Origin of the sequence: Algibacter sp. AS12 (genome assembly GCF_046736315.1) — a bacterium.
Classification (GTDB): Bacteria; Bacteroidota; Bacteroidia; order Flavobacteriales; family Flavobacteriaceae; genus Algibacter_B; species Algibacter_B amylolyticus.
Genome location: NZ_CP151841.1, coordinates 3,852,824 through 3,874,071 on the forward strand (window position 1 = coordinate 3,852,824; position 21,248 = coordinate 3,874,071).

The 21,248-nt window shown below is 32.1% G+C and carries 19 protein-coding genes; 2 read left to right on the top strand and 17 right to left on the bottom strand.

What is annotated here, in order from left to right; genetic code table 11:
- Positions 1–4: 4 nt before the first annotated feature.
- From AAFN75_RS15745 to AAFN75_RS15765, 5 genes are all read right to left on the bottom strand, one after another.
- Positions 5–2,020 (bottom strand): hypothetical protein, encoded by a 2,016-nt coding sequence (locus AAFN75_RS15745; RefSeq protein WP_411807255.1) that lies wholly within the window; start codon positions 2,018–2,020, stop codon positions 5–7.
- A gap of 216 nt (positions 2,021–2,236) precedes the next feature.
- Positions 2,237–3,763: a phage tail sheath family protein gene (locus AAFN75_RS15750; protein ID WP_411807256.1), complete on the bottom strand. Its 1,527-nt coding sequence runs from the start codon at positions 3,761–3,763 to the stop codon at positions 2,237–2,239.
- A 38-nt stretch (positions 3,764–3,801) separates the two neighbouring features.
- Positions 3,802–4,290: a phage tail protein gene (locus AAFN75_RS15755; RefSeq protein WP_411807257.1), complete on the bottom strand. Its 489-nt coding sequence runs from the start codon at positions 4,288–4,290 to the stop codon at positions 3,802–3,804.
- Positions 4,291–4,292: 2 nt separating this feature from the next.
- A complete protein-coding gene (locus tag AAFN75_RS15760) occupies positions 4,293–4,727 on the bottom strand; it encodes a phage tail protein (RefSeq protein ID WP_411807258.1) in 435 nt (144 codons plus the stop codon).
- Positions 4,728–4,896: 169 nt separating this feature from the next.
- Entirely contained in the window at positions 4,897–5,517 is a 621-nt protein-coding gene (locus tag AAFN75_RS15765; RefSeq protein WP_144117969.1) for a MarC family protein, read from the bottom strand.
- Positions 5,518–5,837: 320 nt separating this feature from the next.
- Here AAFN75_RS15765 and AAFN75_RS15770 point away from each other — a divergent pair, with 320 nt between their 5' ends.
- The gene (locus AAFN75_RS15770) at positions 5,838–6,533 is read left to right on the top strand and encodes a hypothetical protein (RefSeq protein WP_411807259.1); all 696 of its coding nucleotides are present in this window, start codon (positions 5,838–5,840) and stop codon (positions 6,531–6,533) included.
- Between the two features lie 90 nt (positions 6,534–6,623).
- Here AAFN75_RS15770 and AAFN75_RS15775 read toward each other — a convergent pair whose 3' ends face one another.
- From AAFN75_RS15775 to AAFN75_RS15825, 11 genes are all read right to left on the bottom strand, one after another.
- A complete protein-coding gene (locus AAFN75_RS15775) occupies positions 6,624–7,247 on the bottom strand; it encodes a DUF6515 family protein (protein ID WP_411807260.1) in 624 nt (207 codons plus the stop codon).
- A gap of 202 nt (positions 7,248–7,449) precedes the next feature.
- A complete protein-coding gene (locus AAFN75_RS15780; protein WP_411807261.1) occupies positions 7,450–8,160 on the bottom strand; it encodes a hypothetical protein in 711 nt (236 codons plus the stop codon).
- Positions 8,161–8,248: 88 nt separating this feature from the next.
- Entirely contained in the window at positions 8,249–8,983 is a 735-nt protein-coding gene (locus AAFN75_RS15785) for a LytR/AlgR family response regulator transcription factor (RefSeq protein WP_411809290.1), read from the bottom strand.
- A 108-nt stretch (positions 8,984–9,091) separates the two neighbouring features.
- Entirely contained in the window at positions 9,092–10,891 is a 1,800-nt protein-coding gene (locus AAFN75_RS15790; RefSeq protein WP_411807262.1) for an ABC transporter ATP-binding protein, read from the bottom strand.
- Positions 10,892–10,952: 61 nt separating this feature from the next.
- On the bottom strand, positions 10,953–11,990 hold the full coding sequence (locus tag AAFN75_RS15795; RefSeq protein WP_411807263.1) for a sensor histidine kinase: 1,038 nt from the start codon (positions 11,988–11,990) through the stop codon (positions 10,953–10,955).
- Positions 11,991–12,038: 48 nt separating this feature from the next.
- Positions 12,039–12,998 (bottom strand): YHYH protein, encoded by a 960-nt coding sequence (locus AAFN75_RS15800; RefSeq protein ID WP_411807264.1) that lies wholly within the window; start codon positions 12,996–12,998, stop codon positions 12,039–12,041.
- Between the two features lie 34 nt (positions 12,999–13,032).
- Complete coding sequence (locus AAFN75_RS15805; RefSeq protein ID WP_411807266.1) at positions 13,033–14,253, bottom strand: ABC transporter permease; 1,221 nt, start codon at positions 14,251–14,253, stop codon at positions 13,033–13,035.
- Positions 14,254–14,255: 2 nt separating this feature from the next.
- Complete coding sequence (locus tag AAFN75_RS15810) at positions 14,256–14,999, bottom strand: ABC transporter ATP-binding protein (protein WP_411807267.1); 744 nt, start codon at positions 14,997–14,999, stop codon at positions 14,256–14,258.
- Positions 15,000–15,005: 6 nt separating this feature from the next.
- A complete protein-coding gene (locus tag AAFN75_RS15815; RefSeq protein ID WP_411807268.1) occupies positions 15,006–16,211 on the bottom strand; it encodes an efflux RND transporter periplasmic adaptor subunit in 1,206 nt (401 codons plus the stop codon).
- 11 nt (positions 16,212–16,222) lie between these two features.
- Positions 16,223–17,542 (bottom strand): TolC family protein, encoded by a 1,320-nt coding sequence (locus AAFN75_RS15820; RefSeq protein WP_411807269.1) that lies wholly within the window; start codon positions 17,540–17,542, stop codon positions 16,223–16,225.
- Positions 17,543–17,783: 241 nt separating this feature from the next.
- Positions 17,784–18,338, bottom strand: coding sequence for a porin family protein (locus AAFN75_RS15825; RefSeq protein ID WP_411807270.1), 555 nt, complete (start codon positions 18,336–18,338; stop codon positions 17,784–17,786).
- 328 nt (positions 18,339–18,666) lie between these two features.
- Here AAFN75_RS15825 and AAFN75_RS15830 point away from each other — a divergent pair, with 328 nt between their 5' ends.
- The gene (locus tag AAFN75_RS15830) at positions 18,667–19,566 is read left to right on the top strand and encodes an EamA family transporter (protein ID WP_411809291.1); all 900 of its coding nucleotides are present in this window, start codon (positions 18,667–18,669) and stop codon (positions 19,564–19,566) included.
- A 143-nt stretch (positions 19,567–19,709) separates the two neighbouring features.
- Here the strand turns inward: AAFN75_RS15830 and AAFN75_RS15835 are convergent, their stop codons facing one another.
- Complete coding sequence (locus AAFN75_RS15835) at positions 19,710–21,245, bottom strand: SDR family NAD(P)-dependent oxidoreductase (RefSeq protein WP_411807272.1); 1,536 nt, start codon at positions 21,243–21,245, stop codon at positions 19,710–19,712.
- Positions 21,246–21,248 lie beyond the last annotated feature (3 nt).

Consider the following 21,248-nt stretch of genomic DNA (forward strand, 5'->3'; position numbering starts at 1 on the left):
ATCTCTATTCTTTTTTAGTTTCTTCCTCCTGGGCAGGCATGGGCTTTTTTGATTGAAATTTATCTACAAATGACGTTAAGTTTGTAGCATAACCGACCATGAATTGTGGGTATATACTATTTGTATCGGTATGGAAATAGGAGCCTAATTTGGCATATACGCCACCAACAGAAGTTTTTGGATTAGTAAGCCAATAGAAATTAGCTTCTAGATTTAATAAGTTGTAAGGCATTCCAAAATGATCTTTTCCTTTATTAGTTATTAAGGATTCCGAGAATGAAGCATCATTAAACTTCTCATCGCCAGCATAATTTAAATCTTCTAGACTAAATGTAATATCTGCACCAAAATTAGATTGTGGTCTTATTTCAAAATTTAAATAAGGGCCATGAGCAACAGAAAATAGTTGTTTGGTAAAGGTTTTATCTTCTTCATTATCTACAATATTAGTTAATTTAAAACCAGTTCTATAAAAGCCAGCGCTATAACCAAGTCCTATGTTTGTAAAGAACCCTTTGGCTTCATGCGTTAGTACTTCTAAAGATAGTTTACCATATAAATTGTTTTTTCGCAATAAATCGAAATTATTAAACTGCTCTTCATCTTTAATATTTATAAACCGGTTTTCGTCATCGAAGCTATTTTGCATTGAAAAATTTGTAACCGCTGTTAGTTGTCTAAAAAAAGACAATTTCTTCCAATTTAGCAGGTTTATTGGTAATAATATTCGTGCCTGAGCATTTACTAAAGAATTTGGAGATTCGGTATTAAACCCCATAAGATCCGAATAAATAATAGCTGAGAAAAAGTCGAAAAAGCGCCTTTCCTTTACCTTTGCCATGTGCGTGGATTTACCTTCTTTATCTTTGTATAATTCCATTTTATCGTTTGCGACTGAGTAACTATATGAATCTTTATAATTTAGAAAATCGAAAACATCATTGTAGTCTATCTCTATTTTTGCTCTTTGACCAAAAACATCTTTTTCTGGCATAAATGTAGAAACTCTACTTCCGTAAATATTAAAATATCTAATAGGCACAGAAAAATCTGAATTAATAAATATTAAATCTATGCTTTCATTTAGTTTTGCTCTAACTTTTATGGTTGCAGCCTTGTTATTAAAAAATTGGACAGTTGCAGACGTAACTTTTAAATTTCCCGTTCCATTCGATGTTTCAATTTTAAAATCCTTACAGCAATACTTGCTGCTTTCGGTACGTTGCGATAGTATTTGATAATATGCCAAAGTGGTATTTTCAAATTTTCCCTTTATAGTTTCATCTTCAATAAAAGCTTTTTTTCCTTCTTCCGATTTAATGATTAAATATTGGTACATGGTCGATTCCCTATCTAAAGCCATAAAAGCGGCTTTATCTTCTTCGCTTAAAACTTGAATGTTATTTTTTATTAAAGATTCCTCATTTAGCCGTTCTTTTAACTTCTTTAACTTTAGTTTATAATGCGTTATTTGATAAGGTATATTCTTATCGATATTCAGAATTAATTGGCCCGAGTAATTATCTTCTGCCGTATCAATACTTCGTAAAACATTTTTAGCTTCTGAAAGTTCTTTACGAATTTCTTTTTCATCATGTGACTTTACTTTTTGGAGGATTTCTTCAATAGGATCATTGTCTTCTGTTTCTACAGGCGAAGATTCTGAAATTAAATCTATTCCAAATTCGTTCTTTATATTCAATTTTACCGCAAAAGCAAAAGATTCGGGATCCATATCTTTTAGATATTCAACAGGCTTTTTACAATCATCCGATTTACAAATTTGCATATCGAATGTAGAGTCTTTAGAGTCTATTCTAAATTCTAATATGGAATCTTCGATTTTTAGTTTCTCTATTAACGTTAATTTGGCTTGACTATCAATTTTTTCTACTTCGGTAACCGACTCCTTTTGTTCCTTTGGTTTTGGTTCTTCTACGACTGTTGTATCATTGCTGTCTTGACTAAAAAGAATATTACATAAAGAAAAAAGGATAAAAGTGAATATCTTGGTTTTCATAATAACTTGGTTTGGTTCCACAATACACGATGTTTAGGTTTAAATTAAACCAAAACATACCCCTTACAGGGAAAAACATAAACTGTGCTATTGTAATTGCTATTAGGAAAACTAACCATAAAATGGTTGTAATAAATATAGGTAAAATAATTTAATTAGTAAGTTGCTTAACTAGCTTAATCCCTTTTCCTATGCTAAAAACAAGTGCCCCATAAATCAAGATTCTTGCATTTTTTGAGTAATCTGGAAAACTATAAACTCTGCTGGTCTAATAATTGAAACGCCAACCGAAATTATCATTTTACCTTCTATAATATCTTGAGCAGTCATGGTTTGTCCTAAACCTACTTGAACAAAATATGCTTTCTCTGGCTGAGAACCAGCAAAAGCACCATTAAGCCATAGAACTATTAAATAATTTGAAATCATATTTTTAACAGCAACCCATGTATTAGTATCATTCGTTTCAAAAACAAAAGGTATTAAACCTGTTTTAATATAATTTTTTATATGAAGAATGGTGCGATGAACACTTACGTAACGGTATTCATTACTATTACCAGCTAAAGTTCTCGCACCCCAAACAAGAGTGCCTCTACCTGTATAATAATTTATCGTATTTATAGATTTTCCTGAAACAGCATCAATATTTAAAAGCTCTTGTTCTACCCTAGATAATTGGACCGTTGGTTGGATAACAGAATTTACAGATACGCCAGCAGGAGCTTTCCAAACACCCCTGCTATTATCTGTGGTAACATAAATTCCAGCTATAGCACCACTTGGAGGAATACGATTATTTAAAACTTTAATAGCTTTAATAATTGCTTTATATGTTAAGCTAACGGATAATAACTCCAAATGCAGGTTATGGTTAATATCTGCTGTAATATCATTTAATTTAAGGTGTTCATCAATTATAGCGTTGGCTCTATTTTCTGGTAATAATTGATTTAACTCGTTTAATTGAAGATTAATATCTTGAAAAGTGGGTTCACTCCTATCAATAATCGATTCTAACCATGGATAATATACAGCTCCGAATTTTAAATTTTCAGTACCAATTTGCCCTCTAAAATGTGTAATAACATCGGTTGGTGCTTGTCGTGCTATTTGTTTTTGAAAACCGTTATGAATATCCAGAACAGCAAAACGATTTTCCATTTTGAAACAATGGCTTAGCATCCTTTGATAAACTTGATAGCATTGCACTGAAGGCAGATTTACAGCATCTGGAATAACTATAATAGTAGGCTCAACATAGTTTTCAATTGCGTTTAAACCACCTTCTAAAATATTGCCATTTACGATTTTGGTACCTAATAAATCATCAGCTTCAACAGTAACGGATGAGGCATCGCCATAAGTTCCTACCGAAACAATATAGCAGTCCTTACCTCCATTATCGTAAAAAAGCTTTATACTTGGAAACATATACGCTTTGTGATTAGGCACATAATCCACTACTTTTTTACCACTTTTAACTTTAATAAGTATACCAGAACCATTTGGTAGCGGATCTAAAATATCAAATTTAGAATTAAAACCGACTCCAAATACGCTAACATACTCAGCAAAAGATCTGATTTTTGTAGGTATATTTAATACGGATTCCTCGTTTATTGAAGCCTTTTCAGTGTAGCCAATAAAAGCCGGAACAGCAGTTGGTAAATCTGAAACTGAGTGAAGCAAAGAGCTTTGCTCTTGAATGTATACTCCTGGGTATCGTAAAATTGCAGCCATTATTTACATATTTACTTTAATTTAAATAGTGTTTTGTGCTATAATTTAGGCTTCTTTAAAATAGGGATAAATGGTAATTTTATTGGCGATAATTTAAAAAGTGCAATAACTTCTCCTTTATTATTTAGCACATTAAAACGTTGGTATTGTAACTCTACGGTTTCTATTAATATTTTAGTGTCTTGGGCATGAAGTTCTTCAACACCCCAAGCTACAGGTAGGCCTTTTTCTATTTGCCAACCACTTATAATCTCATGGTCGGCATTAAGCAAATTAACGGTTAAGTTTATGGCTTGTTTTTTATTGTTATTAATAGCATCCATGCACCATGCTACTAAATTAGAATCTGGTTGATAAGCACGTTTTAAAACAAGATTATCATATTTAACCTGCTTTTTGCCTTCGTTTTTAATAATTCGAGATTGAAGTCCTTGAACCGATTGAAAACTAACATCGTTAATAAGTGCCTTACTGTGAAAATGAACAGCAAAGTGCATATTTAATGGAGGATAGTTAATTTTTGCCATAACTAATTACCTAAACGTTCCATTATAAAACCTTCATGTGCTAACTCCAAAGTTTCAATAAGAATCTCACTTTTTAGAGCATTGAGTTCGGAGAAATTAATTTCTATAGGCCATGCATTTTTAACTTTCCAAACAATACTTGGTTCGTGTTGATGATTTAATAGTTTTATCGTTATATCGCGTTTCTCAACAATTAATCCAATATCATTAAACCAACTAAAACTAGTGTTATCGTCTTTTAACGCACCTCGTTTTAATACAATGTTCGAATACTTTTTTAGTCCTGGTATTTTAATTGGACTATAAGTAGGATCTGCACCACTTCTATATTCTAAAATTTCATGTTTGGCTTTAAGACCACTTATTTCAGAAAAACCACCAATCATATCATTAAAATCAACACTAAAATGAAAATTTACTACGGGTTCATTACTCATAACAATCGAATTTAAAATTTATAACCTCCTGTTTATAAAGGTAATAAAAATTAACACGAGTATTAGAATACTATCTAACAAATAATTAAATCGGTAATAAATTAAGTGAAGTACAAAAAACACATATCCTTTCAAGATGTAACACTTTACTAAAAAAACATGCTTGATACTAAGCCATTAAATTAAATGAAATTTTAATACCTTGAATAATCATACCTGTTCCGATAATAGCAATAATAAGTCCCATAATTTTTCCTATTACAGAAATGACATTATTACCAACCATTTTAACAATCCAGTCGCTTAGACGAAAGGTGAAATAGGTTAACAAGCTCATAGAACCAAAAATAGCAATCACTAAAAAAATATGAATAGTTTCAACATTAGCCACGAAGTTCATAGCTGTTACAATGGTACCAGGACCTGCTAAAATTGGAATTGCTAATGGCGACACAGCAATATTCTCGTCTATATTTACATTATCAATGGTTTTAACATTGGATGTTTTAGACTGTAACATATCAAACCCAATAAAAAATATTAAGATACCACCTGTAATTTTAAACGCAGGAATACTGATATTAAATAACTCGAAAATATATTTACCTAAAAGCACAAAAACAGCAACAATAATAAAGGCTATTAAATTTGACCGCTTATTTATATCATGCTTTGTTTTCGCATCGGCACCTTGGGTTAATGAAACAAAAACCGTCATATTAGAAATCGGGTTCGTAATAGCAAAAAAAGCTGTAAATACGGTTATTGAGAATGTAACTAAGTTATCCATGTAATGCAATAATTTATTGTAAAGTAATAATTCGTTTTAAAGTTTCTTTCCTATACGTTATAATAAATTGTTATTTAAGTCTTTAAAACTAATTTATTTCAAATTAAAAAATAAGAGCGCAAAAGTAGATGTATTTTATGTATTGATTGTATTAAAGTTTTGATAAAATTTTAATACAATCTCTGTTTATTTATAATTATCGTTTATCTGTAATATTTTGCGAAACAACTTCAATTTTAAATATAAAAAGAACTTAACTAGTAACTATAACAAGTAAATTAATTATATTTGAATAAGTAGGAATTTTAAACTAACCAGGATTGAAAATAAAACCTAATATTTATGATTTGTTGTTTTACATAGCTTTTGCAGTATGCCTTATAGTTAGCATAACCTTGGAAAGTAAAGCTTTGTTATATGCATCTCCATTAGTTGTGGTTACCCTACTTATAAAATACATTAATGCCACCAAAAAAAACGCAGACCCTCTATTTATACTTGCACTTATAGCCCTAATTGGTGTTAATTTCTTTTCATTTTATGGTTTTAATAATTACTTTAAAACACTAACATTACTCACGTCTTCTTATTTATTATTGTACTGCTTAATCCTTAAAAAGTACATTGTAAAAGCCAAATATTCAATTTCAATATCTGTATCCATTGGCGCTTTATTAGTTGTTTATATCATCTATTCGGTGGTTGCTTTACTTATTGATTATATGCCAAAAAGCAACCTGTTTTATATGATTCTATGCGCCTGTTGTCTACTTATTTATGCTACAGTAGTTGCCAAAATTTATTTAAAAAACAACTATCAACATGGTACTGTTTTATTAGGCTCCGGAATTTCATCCATTTTTCATATTGGCTTATCGCCTATAAATGAATATTTTTATTTCAACAAAACCTTTACAGTTATAATTATTATTTCACACTTCATTTCCATTTATCTTTTCATGATTTTCATTACTAAAACTAAACCTAAAAAGCCACAAGGTTATTATAACCAATAATAATTAATAGTGGAATAAGTCTAAAAAAGGCAATAAAAAGGAGGATAACACTTAAGTTATCCTCCTTTTTAACTAAAAAACCAAATCAAACTAATTTATTTCAATGATGCCTACTACTTCGTAAGCTCTGGCACCATTAACTTGTACTTTTTCATATAGTACATTTGCGTATTCATAATATGTTAATCCATCAATTACAACCTTTTCATAATCGTTTGGCAACTCATAAACTACTGTTCCTACCTCTGGTTCCACCACCTCATATTGATTGTTTATTTGTATATAAAATATACCTCCAGCATTAAAGTAATTGCGGTTATTAAAGTATACCCTTTTGTAGTTTGAAGGCAGTACATTTATCCGGAAACCTACTTTAGGCGGAATTACTATATAGTGCCCTCTAGATTGTGTATAGTATTTATTATTTGAGTAATAATAATTTTGCCCTTTATGATTTATAACTGTTCTATTGGGAACACTTCTTACTGAAACAACTTTCTTTTTTGGGGTTTTGTAAATAACCTTAGTACTTGAAACCCTTCTATCTGTAGATTTAGGCGCTGTTGTTGTTTTAGTTGTTGTAACTCTTGTGGTAGTAGTCACTTTTTTGTTAGCGTTAGTTGTTGAACTTCTTCGGGTTTGCCCTGAAACTTGAGTAGAAATAGCTACTATAAATAATGAAGGTAAAACGAATATTTTTATAAATGTTTTCATAATGTTTGTTTTTAAATAATTAAACTTCCTTTTCATGTATTATCTAAGACGTTTCTTAGTATTAATAGTTTAAAGATATTTGGATTATTTTTGTCTAGAAACCAAACTAGACCAGACCTGGAATTGTATCTACCAATTGGAAGATTTTATAGAAGAGATACTTTAAAATCAATAGATTTAGAGTATATAGAGTAGTGAAACACTAATTTAATTCTCGATTTAAATGACTTATTAAGGTTTTCGTTTTACTACGAATTATTCTAGCTAGAGCTAAGCGGTGCTGGGTACGTAATAAACGATCGATAATACTATTTTGATATTCCTTATTAGCGAGTAATGCTGAATAATTAGACCCAACGGCATATACTTTTACGTGATTGTATTTTATGTTATCTGGTAGTAAATCAACCAACGAAATATGTTTTTCTAAAATAGGTTTTATCTTATTGGATACAATAGCTTTAACTTGAGTGTCCTCACTTTTAAACAACTCTATTTTAGCTAAGTAAGAAGCTATTAAGTCTTTTAACTTAGCACTGTCAATGGTTTCTAATTTACTTGTACTAACTATAGAATTGATTGAACTATCTTGTAATTCAAACGCTGGATCTGCTATGTTAATTATACTATCTTTAGCTGATTTGGATAGTTCTGTACCACGCCTACCAACATAGTTTAAGGTGTTTTCTAAACAGATTATTTTTTGGCTGTCTTCTTCAATAATACGTTTAACTAATCGTAAATTAGTTTCCAACTCTTCGTTTAAATTAATGTAGATTTTATCCTCCTCTAAGTTGTTTTTTCTAATATCATTTAAATCGTTTATTTTCCAAGCTATAGAAACAGCAATAACTATAAGTACAATTTCTCCTAGTGCATAAAGTGCATAGGATTTAAACTTACGAGTACCCATAAGTTTCCTGCGTAATTTCCGTAATAATTTCATGTAAAGACTAAAAAAAAAGAATGATTCTTGTAAACTTTACTACAAGATTTAGACTTTATGAGTTAAGTGAATTGCTATTAATAAACTCTAAAAACTTAGGTTTATATTGTTCCGAAACCGTAATACGTTGCTTGTTAATTATAATTTGGCTACGCTCAATAACATCTATGTTTTTTAAGGCTACTATGAACGATCTATGTACACGCATAAATTGCGTTTCTGGTAATTCGGCTTCCAAAGATTTTAAACTCATAAGCGTTAAAATAGCCTTCGGGTTGTCTTTTAACCAGATTTTAATGTAATCCTTTAAACCTTCAAAATACAGGACATCGGCTAGCTTAATGCGCAACTGTTTATATTCCGATTTTACAAAAAGGAATTCTTTTGCTTCAGAAACTACATTTTGTTGTTTTCCTTTTTTAAGTTCAAACCAAGTGTTTGCTTTATTGGCTGCAGCCAAAAACTCAGCATAATCAAAAGGCTTCAATAAATAATCTAAAGCTTCAACTTTAAAACCTTCCAATGCATATTGATCAAACGCAGTTGTAAAAACAACACGAGTTTCCTTTGGCAACATTTTAGAAAACTCCAACCCTGTTAAATCCGGCATTTGTATATCTAAAAACAGTAAATCTACAGGTTCGTTTTTTATAAACTCCATAGCTTCAATAGCGCTACTACACTTTTGTTTTAGTTCTAGAAAAGGTGTTTTTTGCACATAACTTTCAACTAAATTTAATGCCATTGGCTCATCATCTACAATTACACATGTTATTTTTATATTGCTCATCATTTAAATCGATTTAGTTTGTATGAAAAATAATTTCTTGAATCTAATTTAAAATATATCTAAGTTGGTTATAATATACTTTTAATCTTGATTAGTGAAATCAGAAATTTATTCTTTTAATGTGTTTTTAATTTTATCAATATTTAAGCTATTTGCCATTGCATTAAAAATTTTATAGTAGGCACTCTCATTATTATATAAAGCCTCATGAGTACCTTGTTCTATTACTTTTCCTTTTTCTAAAACAATGACATTTTCAGCATCAATTATTTGAGAAATACTATGCGAAATAACAATTACCGTTCGCCCCTTTTTTATAGCGTCTAAACTTTTCTTGATTTCTTCTGTAGCTATAGCATCTAAACTCGCCGTGGGTTCATCAAGAAAAATAATAGGAGGATTTTTCAAAAATAATCGTGCTATAGAAACCCGTTGTTGTTGCCCTCCAGATAATAATGTTGCTTTTGAGTTATATTCCTCTGGTAATTGAATTATTTGCTCATGTATATAGGCTTGTTTTGCTGCTGCTACAACCTCGTTATCTGTAGCATTTTCTTTTCCGTAAAGGATGTTTTCTTTTATACTTCCGTTGAATATATGATTTTTTTGTAAAACCAATCCGATATTATCTCTTAGCCATTGTGTATCATATTTTTGTAAGTCAACGCCATCTAAATATATTTCGCCTGAGGTTGGTGCATAGAATTTATCTAACAAATTAATCACCGTGCTTTTTCCAGCACCACTTAAACCAACTAGAGCATTTATCGTATTGGGTTTAATAACCATAGAAACATCATAAAGGGCTTTGGTTCCGTTAGGATATGCAAAATCTACATTTTCAATTTCAAAAGTACCGGTGAATTTTTCAGGAATATAAGTGCCACTTAATTCTGTTTCTTCATCGGCGTCCATAATTTCAAAAAACGCATCCGAATATATTATCGCGTCTTGTACTTCATCATAAATGCGATGTAGCTGTTGTATAGGTGCCGATACATTGTTAAATAGTAAAATATGAAACATTATGGCGCCGATAGTCATGCTGCCGTTTAAAACAAAATAAGCGGTTAATATGATAATTATTACGACTCCAAATTGTTCTGTGAATTTCTTCAATCCGTCAAATAAGAAACTTAATTTTCTTGTTTGTAATTGATTTTCAGTCATGTCTAACTGAATGGCTTCATGCTTTTTACTTTCAAAATTTTCTCTTGTAAAAGATTTTATAACGGTAATAGAATTTATTAAACCTATAATGCCATTATTTTTTGTTTCTCTATATTTCCTCATGGTGCGTCTAAAACCTTTCAGTTTTTTAGCTTGCAGACTGCTTATGTAGAAGAAAAGTGGAATAATAGAAAGACTCACTAACCCAACATATACGTTGGCGTTAAACATGATAATTAATGCTACAAAAGCATTAAAAAATAAAGGTAATATGTCAATAAAAAAGTTTTTTACTAACTGTGTAAGGCTAGAGACGCCTAAATCTATTCTGGTTTGTAATTTGCCACTTTCATTAGTTGGAGAGCTGTAAAAAGCCATTTTGTAAGTCAATATGCGTTCTACAATATTTTGAGCAAAGTCTTTTGAAATGTAAATTTTCATCTTTTCTCCGTAGAACTTTTGACCAAATTGTACTAGTGCATAAAAACCTTCCTTTAAAAGAAGAATAGCACTAATTGTTACTAATAGAGAAAAACCTTCTTTTACGGTTTTATTGGCGTCACTTAAGGTTGTTAATTCATCAACGGTATATCGTAATACTAATGCATTGACCTGCGCCAGTAATGAGCCGATTATGGTTAGGATTAAAGATGCAATTACCAAGTTTTTATAAGGTTTTACGTAATCCCAAAGTTTTTTAAAAAGCGCTACAAGCGTCTGCTTAGAGGCATCTTTCATATATTAAAATTTAAGTGTATTGTGATTTGAGAAATCGATTCTTTTAGTCATGTTGTAATGCTTAGTCTGTTTCCACTTCTAAGGTTACTAAAAAGCGATCATCTTTTAAAATAGTTTTAAAATTGAATTTATCTGAATACAATAACTCCAAACGTTTTTCTAAATTCTGAAGGCCTATCCCAGAGCCACTTTTATCGTCTGTTTTCTTTGGGAAATTATGGTTTTCAACAGAAAATAAAACGGTATTATCATCGCAAGTCATATTAATATCAATTGTGCTTGGTTTGGTAGCAGAAACCCCATGTTTAAAAGCGTTTTCGATTAACGAAATAAATAACAACGGTGCTATTTCTATACCTGTTTCTTTTACAGGAAAACTATAACTAACACTTGTTTTGTCAGACACTCGTAACTTCATTAAATCGATATACTTTTTAAGAAAATCGATTTCTTTACTAAGCGGGACCACTTCTAAATTCGTTTCGTACAACATATAACGCATCAGCTTACTTAAGCTATGAATAGAAGATTTTGCTTGATCTGGTGATATATCTACTAACGAATAAATATTGTTTAACGAATTAAAAAAGAAATGCGGTTGCAGTTGGTAATGCAAATGCTGTAACTCAGATTTTAATTTAAAATTAATAGCCTCCTTACGTTCGGCTTCCGTTTTAACCCAACGTTTTGTAGATTTTAAAGCCACCGAAAAGAATAAAGGTGCTAAATACGATAACAATTGTATGTAAATCGCCATTTTAAATGGCGGTCCAGTTCTTTCCGTACTTTCAAGTCGTTTTTTTGAAATATCTTGAAAAAAATCATCTTCAATGTATTCTTTTAAAAACAAGAAGAATACAATAAGCACTGCATTAATTAGTATAAACTGGATCGTTTTTTTAGGAAATAAAAAACGATCCACTAATACAAAAAAGTTGAAATAAAAGATGATTGCCGAAAAGAATAAAGGAATCCAAAAATGCGCAATTACTCTATTTATTTCTTGTTCTTGTCCATAAGACAACAAGTAAGGCAAACAAAATAATGTTAACCAAACTAGCACATGTGATATTACCGTTATTGTTTTGTTCTTATACATTAACTCTTTATTTACTTTTATTATTCTACTTTTTACTGAAATAAATTGTTATTCCTGAACATTAACGCTACCAGGAACACCATGTAAACATTTTATAATTTCATTATCTCCTGGTTCTCCTGCATGATAATGATAACCACGTGTTTCATCTACATGACCGCCACAATCATCTAAATCTATTGGTTGATTTTTGTTTTCATCTAAAAGTGCATAAATACCAAATCCATCAATTGCGTAACCTATCATTGACGAATGCACATCTGCTTGTTTGACTTCTTTTGTAGATCCAGTTACTGCATGATAATGATAACCTCCATGAGGGTTTACATGACCACCATGGTCATCTAAGGGAGCAATTGTATGCGCTGCTAATATTGCATGTGTTGGTGCTGGCGGATCAAAGTTAACACCATTAAAAGCAACCCCAAGACCACCTCTTCCTAATCGTTGTTCTCTATCTGTATAGACTGGAGTAACAGGAATAGTAAAGGTTGTTACTTGATCTTTATAATATTTAGGAAGACATTCTACACAGTAATTCTGGTACGCTTCTTCTACATCAGGTTTGGCCGCACCTTCACATTCTTCTTGTGTTGATGTATATTTTACGCTACCATCTTCTCTAAAGACTTTCCATTGATCATCTTCATAAAAATCAGCTAGCTCCGCAATAAAATGGCCATCCACATCATACACTTCTCCATCTTTAAACCAAATACCACCTTTTTCTTTAAAATCATCGATATGTCTTGGACACCACGGTCCCATTTGATGTTCAGATGGTCTTGAGTTGGTTTTAAACACATAACACAATGTTGGTGTTCCATCTAAATCCATTGTTTTCTGAGTAATTTCACCTATAATATTATCTGCAATAAAATAATCAGGATTTACAGAAACTATTTTAACTCCATCTGTTTGCCCTACTTTTTTATTAAATTTACAAGAAGCCAACACAACGATAAATGCTAAAATTAAGAATGGTTTTAAATGTTTATTGATTTTCATTTTTATAAGTTTTATTTATTAGAATTCAAAGGCTTTACTCATAACGCAAAGCAGTAATAGGGTCTAAAGCCGAAGCTTTTCTAGCTGGATACCATCCGAAAAAGATACCTGTTACTGCACAAACGGCAAAAGAGATCACAATAGAATACATAGCCACGCTTGTAGGCCAATTTAAGAATTTTTCTATGAACACCGTTGCTCCAAGTCCTAATAATACACCTAGAACTCCCCCTGTAATACTTATTAAAATAGCTTCTATTAAAAATTGCATTAAAATATCGGAACCTTTGCCACCTACAGCCATACGTAACCCTATTTCTTTGGTACGTTCTTTAACAGAAACATACATGATGTTCATAATTCCAATACCACCAATTAATAGCGAAATACTTGCCACAGCAACTAGTAATATGGTTAGCATTTCGCTAGTAGAACTAAAGGTAGAAATTAGCTCTTCCATTGAACGTACGTGAAAATCATCATCTTCACTATCTGTTAATTTATGTTGCTCTCGTAAAATACTAGAGAATTCTATTACCGCATTTGGTGCTTCTTCTTCACTAACTGCAGAGGCCATAATTTGATTTAAATGATCGATTGCCAAAATACGTTTTTGTACAGTGGTGTAAGGAGCAATAACCACATCGTCTTGATCTTGACCAAAGGTGTTTTCGCCTTTTTCTTCCAAAACACCAATCACTTTAAACGGAATATTATTAAAACGAATCATTTGTCCCACGGGTTCTTGTCCGTCAGGAAATATGTTATCTACCACAGTTTGTCCTATTATAGCCACTTTAGCAGCGGTTTGTACTTCGGCTTCGGTAAACATACTTCCACTCTGTAAATCCACTACTTTAATACTTAAGTATTCCGGATTTACACCATAAATAGAAGATGGCCAGTTGTTAGAGCCATTAATAACTTGCCCTTTGCCTTCTACTACAGGTGTACTGTAACTAAGTAAATTAGATTGAGCTTTAATCGCTTTATAATCACTTAAAGTAAGCGATTCCATAACACTCGATTCTTGTCTCACGCCTCCTCTTGTGTCTGCTCCTGCTTTTACAGTAATCATGTTGGAACCCATAGCAGAAATAGTAGAACGAATACTCTCTTTTGAACCTTCTCCAATGGCTAACATAGCGATTACAGATGCTACACCAATAATAATTCCAAGCATGGTTAGCAAGGTTCTTGTTTTATTAAGAACGATGGCTTTTGTTGCGATTTTAAATAAATTTAATAGTCTCATAATTAATGGTCTTGTTTAGGTAATTTTGCCAATTCATTTGCCGCAGATTGCACATTATTATTCAAATAATCTTGCATAATTTCTCCATCTTTTAATACAATGGTTCTACTGCTAAACGTAGCTATATCTGGTTCGTGCGTTACAAATGTTATGGTAATACCTTGTTTGTTTAATTCTTGGAATAAGGACATGATTTCGTAAGATGTCCGTGTATCTAAGTTCCCGGTAGCTTCATCAGCCAATATCATAACCGGATTATTAACCAGAGATCTTGCAATAGCCACACGTTGTTGTTGTCCTCCGGAAAGTTGTGATGGGGTATGATTTAAACGTTCACCAAGTCCTACTTTTTCTAAAGCTTCAATAGCCCGTTTTCTGCGTTCTTCGGAAGAAACCTTGCTATTATACAATAATGGTAATTCAACATTCTCAATAGCCGATGTTCTTGCTAATAGATTATACGATTGAAAAATGAAACCTATCTTTTCGTTTCTAATGGTTGCTAATTCATTTCGAGATAAATCTTTTACACGTACACCATCAATTTCATAAGTTCCAGATGTTGGTTGATCTAAACATCCTAAAATGTTTAACATCGTACTTTTTCCAGAACCACTAGATCCCATTATAGTGACAAATTCCCCTTCTTTAATATCAAACGAAAGACCTCTCAATGCATGAACCGTTTCGGTTCCCATGGTAAACTCTCGTTTTAAATCTTCTATTTTAATGATTGCTTTACTCATGGTTTTTTATTTTTTCTTGTTACCTCCAGGACGTTGTGGCATAAATGGACTTTCGCTTTTAGCGGAAGCACTTGCCTCCGATTTTGAAACACCTTTTAAGCTGTATACTAGTTTTTCTCCTTCAGAAACTCCATTTAACACTTGCACATTTACACCATCGCTTGCTCCTAGCGTTACGGTTTTAGGAGTAATTTCTCCGTTGTTTCCTAACACCCAAAGAGTTGTTTCTTCTTTGGTTATTTCAGTGTTATTAGCTTCCAATTGATGTTGTAAATTATAATTTGCTAAGACTTCTCTTTCTGGTTTAAAGTTGATGGCTTTTGCTTCCGCAGTTAAAACATCATTCAATTCTAAAGTATAAATAGAAATGGTTGCTGTTAATCCTGGTTTTAGTTTTAAATCTGGGTTATCCGCTTTAATTACAACTGTATACGTTACTACATTTGAAGTAACTGTTGGATCTAAACGAACTTGTGTTACCACACCTTCAAAGGTTGCTCCTAAATAAGCATCTACGGTAAATGTTACACGTTGTCCATCTTTTACTTGTCCAATATCTGCTTCATCCACATCGGCTTCTACTTGCATTTCTTTTAAATCTTGTGCAATGGTAAATAGCGTTGGTGTACTTAAACTTGCCGCAACGGTTTGCCCTTCGTCAATCGCTCTGGACAGAACCACACCATCGATTGGCGAATAAATATTAGCATAACCTAAATTGGTTCTAGCTTGTTGTAAATCGGAATAACGCTGAGTTACCGTTCCTTTTGCTGTTTCGTAGTTATAAGCAGCATCATCAAAATCAGACTTACTAATCACTTGATTATCGAACAATGTTTTTTGTCTGTCGTAAATTGATTTTACGTAATTTCTTTGGCTTACAGCGTTGTCGTAAGCTGCTTGTGCTTGTGTTTTTGCAGCATTTAGGTTGGTTTTATCCAACTCAGCAATTAACTGACCCTCTTTAACCACGCTGTTATAATCCACATATATTTTTTCTACAACTCCAGACACTTGTGTACCTACTTCTACTTGAGTTATGGGTTCCATGGTTCCTGTTGCAGTAACCATTGTAATTACATTTGCCTTTTTAACTGCCACCGTTTTTGCTTCTATAACAATAGCATTCTCACTATTTATAAAAGAGTAGCCTACAAAAGCGAGTACTAAAATTACTATACTGCTTATGATGATGTTTTTTTTAGTTTTCATATGAATTAATATTAAAGTTTGATATCGTTTCCTTGATAAAATTGTAATAATTGATTGTATAAAATATTTAGGTATTTGGCTTGCAAATAATTTTGTTGCGCATTAGTATATGTGTTTTGACTTATCACTAAATCGGTTGTGCTTAAGTCGCCTAATTCATATTTCTTTTGAGCTAGCTTATACGATTGCTCTGCTGCCGTTTTTGATGCTTCTGATGCAATGACTTGCTCCTGCGCAGATACCGCATTTTGATACGCCGTTTCTACTTTTTTATACACTTCCTTTTCTGTTAATTGTTTTTGTATTTCTGCTTTTTCAATATTTATAGTTGCTGTTTTTACAACAGCTTTGGTTTGGTTTCTATTAAAAATTGGGATAGTTAACGACAACCCTAACTTCTGATTAAAGTTGACATCAAATTGATCGGAAAACGTATTGTCGCTAATACTCGTGTATCCAGAACCAATACTGCCTATTAAGGATAAGGTTGGCAAAAAACCACCTTTAGCAATATCTAACGCCTTTTCGTTGGCAGCAATGTTTAGCATACTACTTTGAATTTCTGGTAAAAAGTCTAGTGCGTTATTATAAACTTCAGTTTTATCCAATTGAAGGTTTACTAGGTCTAGATTATCATCAAAAGTTTCTATTTCTATATCGTCCATTGGAGATAATTCCAGTAGCTGTTTTAATGCTATTATGTATTGTTGATAGTCGTTTTTAGCAGCAATTACATTGTATCTATTTGTGGCAGTTTGACTTTGTGCTTCGGTGTAATCGCTTAACGCTATGGTTCCTGCATCTAAACGTGATTTTGCTCTAAACACCTCTTTTTCAGATGCTTCTAAATTGTTTTCCGCAATAGCGATACTTTCTTTACTATAAAGGGTTTGTAAATACGTTTCTAGTATATTTAAAACAATATTGTTTTTTTCGACCTCCTCTTGAAAAATACTCTGATCTAAAAGAATTTTATTTTGTTTAATTTGATTGCTAATCTGGTTACCTTGAAATAAAGTAACCGAACTATTTATCCCAACATTAGTACTGTGTATTTGATCGGTTACATAATCGCTTGTAATAGGATCGATGGTGCTACCACTAGAAAAACTTTGAGAAGCATTACCAAATAAATCTGGTAATCTTGAAGACTTTGCTTTACTATAATCTACTTCGGCACTATTTTTATTTAATATGGCATCTTTAACCAAAATATTATGTTCTAAAGCATAATCTATACAGTCTTGAAGCGACCATACTTTAGGCTGAGTTTCCTGTGCAAAAGCAATTTGCATAAAAAAGAAGCTTAATATGAATGTGAATATTTTCATTGTAATGAGTGTTTTGGTTTAACACTTCAAAAATGAAACTTAATAGGCTATATATAAAGTCTAATCTACGTTTGGCGGTATTGACTATACCAAATCTGTTATTTTACCAATGGGATTTTTACACTAATAGTTTTAAATGAGAAGTAAAAGTATAAACACAGAAATTATGCATAAAAAAATGGCTCTACAATCAGCCTTAGAAGAACTAATTATAGAGCCAAAAATGTAATTATGTAATGTACTAAAACATATAGCCTACAGTAACTTGAATTACTCCATTTCTGAAGGAATCTGAAGAGCCTTCTACATCATTAATGTTAGATAAGCCCAAGTTGTAACGAGCTCCAAAATTAAGACCACTATCCAACTTATAACCAATACCTAAATTGGCCCCAAAATCTACCGTTTTAAAGTTGTCTTTTACATCTATGTCTTCATTTTTAGCCGAAAGTAAAAAACCAATTTGTGGACCAGCCTCAACGCTAAACCCCTTTGAAATATAATATTTCCCCATTAGTGGCAAGTTTAAATAGTTTAAGGCTACAACATCGTCGCCAACACTAAAGCCTTGAATAGAATACATAAGTTCTGGTTGAAAGGCAAATTTCTCATTAATTGGCATTTCGGCTACAACACCAAAATTAACAAGACTTGTAATGGGGTCTAAAGCGCTGGTATTATCGCCATTAATGTTAGCAAAGTTAATTCCTAATTTAGCTCCAAATTGAATGTCTTGAGCATTAACATGTGAAAACCCAAAGGCTGCAACAAGCGCAATAAGTAATAATTTTTTCATGATTTTAATTTATTATTGTTTGAAACAAAGCAAAGGATTAAAAGAGGTACAAATCCTACCTTTAATTAAAGTTTAACTTTTTTAACCAAATTTAACAAGTTGCTGAAGTATTGGGTTTTATAAGCACATGAACATCTCGATTATACACACAATATCGAAAAAAAGAGATGGTAATTTAGCATTCTAACTAACCTATAAATAATTTGTTTTTCTAATTCCAAACTCTAATAAAAACACTCCCTGTTATCCACTTTTAAAAGTGAATAAATACTTTAATTTTTTGTGCCATTTTTTAGTTGAAAAAAATGATAAAACCTATTTTCGCGCCATGTGGATGTATTTAGGTTTATTAGCAGCTCTTTTTTTAGGTTTACACAATCTGTGTAAAAAACATGCAGTACAAGGTAACGAAGTGTTTCCGGTACTATTAGGCACCATTACTGCTGGGTTTTTATTGATTCTGCCTTTCTACATAGGTTCTAAATTATACCCAGAACAAATGCTAAAAATGGAACTCTATATCACAGATATTCCATGGAAAACGCATGGTTTCATTATTATTAAATCGGCTATAATGGCTGCTTCTTGGGTATTAGCTTACCAAGCACTAAAGCATTTGCCTATAACCATTGTAACACCTATACGATCGGCAGGTCCATTCTTTACTTTTATTGGAGCTATAACTATTTATCAAGAAAAGCCTAACTTTTGGCAGTGGATTGGTTTTTTCTTAATTATTTTTTCTGTGTTCCTCTACTCAAGAATTGGAAAAAAGGAAGGTATTATTTTTAAGAAAAACAAATGGATTTTCGCTATTATAGGCGCTACCTTTTTAGGCGCTTCTAGTGGTTTATACGATAAATTTCTTATACAGACTTTAGCTTTAAACCCGCAAACATTACAGTTTTGGTTTTGCTTTTACACCATTCTTATCTTACTTATTATTCTATCTATAACATGGTTTCCGCATGCCGAAAAAAGAAAAGCTTTTAAGTGGCGATGGACTATACCCATGGTTGGTGTATTATTACAAATAGCAGATTACTTCTATTTTAAAGCATTGCAAGACCCAGAAGCCTTAATTATGCTACTATCTGCCATAAAAAGAAGTCAAATTATTATTGCCGTAGTAGTTGGTGGACTTATTTTTAAAGAACAAAACAAACGGAAAAAATTAATTCCGTTAGTGGGCATTATGGCCGGTGTGTTTTTAATTCTTTACACCTAATACATTCCAAAATATCACACACTCTAGCTCTTAGATCTAAAAGTGTAGCTTAACTCCGTTTGGCTATTATTTTTAAGGTAAACCATTCTACCTGTTATAACATCTAGAAATAAAGCGGTCTATAGAGTTTGAAAAAAGAAGGCCTACCAATCAATAGGAAAGTAATCTTTTAAGAATTTGCCACACCAGTGCTTTCCTGTATTGATACCATCTATTAAAGGATCCATAACACGAGCTGCACCATCAACAATATCTAGAGGCGGCTGAAAATCGTGAACTTCAACTTTCTTTTTTGATAGTTCTATTGGATCTTCATCAGTAACCCAACCCGTATCTACAGCATTCATGTAAATTCCGGACTTCGCAAACGTTGAAGCCGATGTGTGAGTTAACATATTTAAAGCGGCTTTTGCCATATTGGTATGCGGATGACGATCTTGCTTTTTAAAACGATGAAATTTCCCTTCCATAGCAGTTACATTAATAATGTGCTTCTTACCTGTGTCTTCTTTCATCATTAAATTTGATAAACGATTGCATAATACAAAAGGTGCAACAGCGTTTACCAACTGAACTTCTACCATTTCAGTAGTTTCGATTTCGCCTAGTTTTAAACGCCAACTGTTTGTTTTACGTAAATCCACTTGTTGTAAATCGACATCTAATTGCCCTTCTGGAAATGCTTCCGAAGTTTTTATAGCATTATCAAAACTATATGGAATTTGAGATAATTCAGCAGATGAACGTAAACCTATTCCTGGTTCCGGACCATGCCATTTTACAGGCAGGACGTTATTTTTAGATGTTTTTGATGTTGACACACTTAAATCTGAAAGTTCTTTCAAACATTCGAAATGATTTTTTAAAAGCGGTTGTGCGTTTTGTGGTAATTCTATAGCAGACTTTTTTTCATTTTCCATTAAATGTAAATAAAACCCTGAAGGACGTCTTACAGTTTGTGCGGCATTATTAATTAAAATATCTAAACGCGAATATTGCTGTTCGATATAATTACAAAATATTTCAACACTCGGAATATGACGTAGATCCAAACCATGAATATGCAAACGACCACTCCATAATTTATAATCATCTTCTTTAGAAAAACGAATAGCAGAATCTGCAGGAAAGCGCGTAGTAGCTATAACTGTGGCTCCAGAACGCAATAACATTAATGTAATGTGATAACCGATTTTTAATCGAGAACCCGTAATTACAGCCACTTGATTTGTTAAATCTGCGGTTTGAAAACGCTTTGCATAATTTAAATCGCCACAATCGGTACACATGGTATCATAAAAATGATGCAATTTGGTAAATACAGTTTTACAGACGTAACAATTTCTCGGCGATTCCAATTCAGGTGTGTCTTTTTGAGTGTCGGCAGCCGCTAATAATTTTGGTGCTGTAAAAACACTCGCTTCTCTTGCAGATCTTATTCCTGTTTCCTTGCGCGCGTGTTTATCGCGTTCAATCATTTTACGTTTTATTGCTTTTTTAGCGTCTTTACCTCGGCGCTTAAATTCATCGCGATTTGGTCTAGTCAACTTCCCAGCAACTGTTAAAAGTGCAACACGTTGCGATTCTGGTAATTCAGAAAGGCCATTTGAATTATCAACCAATTTCTGAAGTGTTTCAATACAAGAGGCAATCTCTTTGTTTTGATTGATTTCTCTCATATA

Coding starts and splice junctions, on each gene's coding strand:
- AAFN75_RS15745 (WP_411807255.1), bottom strand. CDS start 2,020: ATGAAAACCAAGATATTCACTTTTATCCTTTTTTCTTTATGTAATATT.
- AAFN75_RS15750 (WP_411807256.1), bottom strand. CDS start 3,763: ATGGCTGCAATTTTACGATACCCAGGAGTATACATTCAAGAGCAAAGC.
- AAFN75_RS15755 (WP_411807257.1), bottom strand. CDS start 4,290: ATGGCAAAAATTAACTATCCTCCATTAAATATGCACTTTGCTGTTCAT.
- AAFN75_RS15760 (WP_411807258.1), bottom strand. CDS start 4,727: ATGAGTAATGAACCCGTAGTAAATTTTCATTTTAGTGTTGATTTTAAT.
- AAFN75_RS15765 (WP_144117969.1), bottom strand. CDS start 5,517: ATGGATAACTTAGTTACATTCTCAATAACCGTATTTACAGCTTTTTTT.
- AAFN75_RS15775 (WP_411807260.1), bottom strand. CDS start 7,247: ATGAAAACATTTATAAAAATATTCGTTTTACCTTCATTATTTATAGTA.
- AAFN75_RS15780 (WP_411807261.1), bottom strand. CDS start 8,160: ATGGGTACTCGTAAGTTTAAATCCTATGCACTTTATGCACTAGGAGAA.
- AAFN75_RS15785 (WP_411809290.1), bottom strand. CDS start 8,983: ATGAGCAATATAAAAATAACATGTGTAATTGTAGATGATGAGCCAATG.
- AAFN75_RS15790 (WP_411807262.1), bottom strand. CDS start 10,891: ATGAAAGATGCCTCTAAGCAGACGCTTGTAGCGCTTTTTAAAAAACTT.
- AAFN75_RS15795 (WP_411807263.1), bottom strand. CDS start 11,990: ATGTATAAGAACAAAACAATAACGGTAATATCACATGTGCTAGTTTGG.
- AAFN75_RS15800 (WP_411807264.1), bottom strand. CDS start 12,998: ATGAAAATCAATAAACATTTAAAACCATTCTTAATTTTAGCATTTATC.
- AAFN75_RS15805 (WP_411807266.1), bottom strand. CDS start 14,253: ATGAGACTATTAAATTTATTTAAAATCGCAACAAAAGCCATCGTTCTT.
- AAFN75_RS15810 (WP_411807267.1), bottom strand. CDS start 14,999: ATGAGTAAAGCAATCATTAAAATAGAAGATTTAAAACGAGAGTTTACC.
- AAFN75_RS15815 (WP_411807268.1), bottom strand. CDS start 16,211: ATGAAAACTAAAAAAAACATCATCATAAGCAGTATAGTAATTTTAGTA.
- AAFN75_RS15820 (WP_411807269.1), bottom strand. CDS start 17,542: ATGAAAATATTCACATTCATATTAAGCTTCTTTTTTATGCAAATTGCT.
- AAFN75_RS15825 (WP_411807270.1), bottom strand. CDS start 18,338: ATGAAAAAATTATTACTTATTGCGCTTGTTGCAGCCTTTGGGTTTTCA.
- AAFN75_RS15830 (WP_411809291.1), top strand. CDS start 18,667: ATGTGGATGTATTTAGGTTTATTAGCAGCTCTTTTTTTAGGTTTACAC.
- AAFN75_RS15835 (WP_411807272.1), bottom strand. CDS start 21,245: ATGAGAGAAATCAATCAAAACAAAGAGATTGCCTCTTGTATTGAAACA.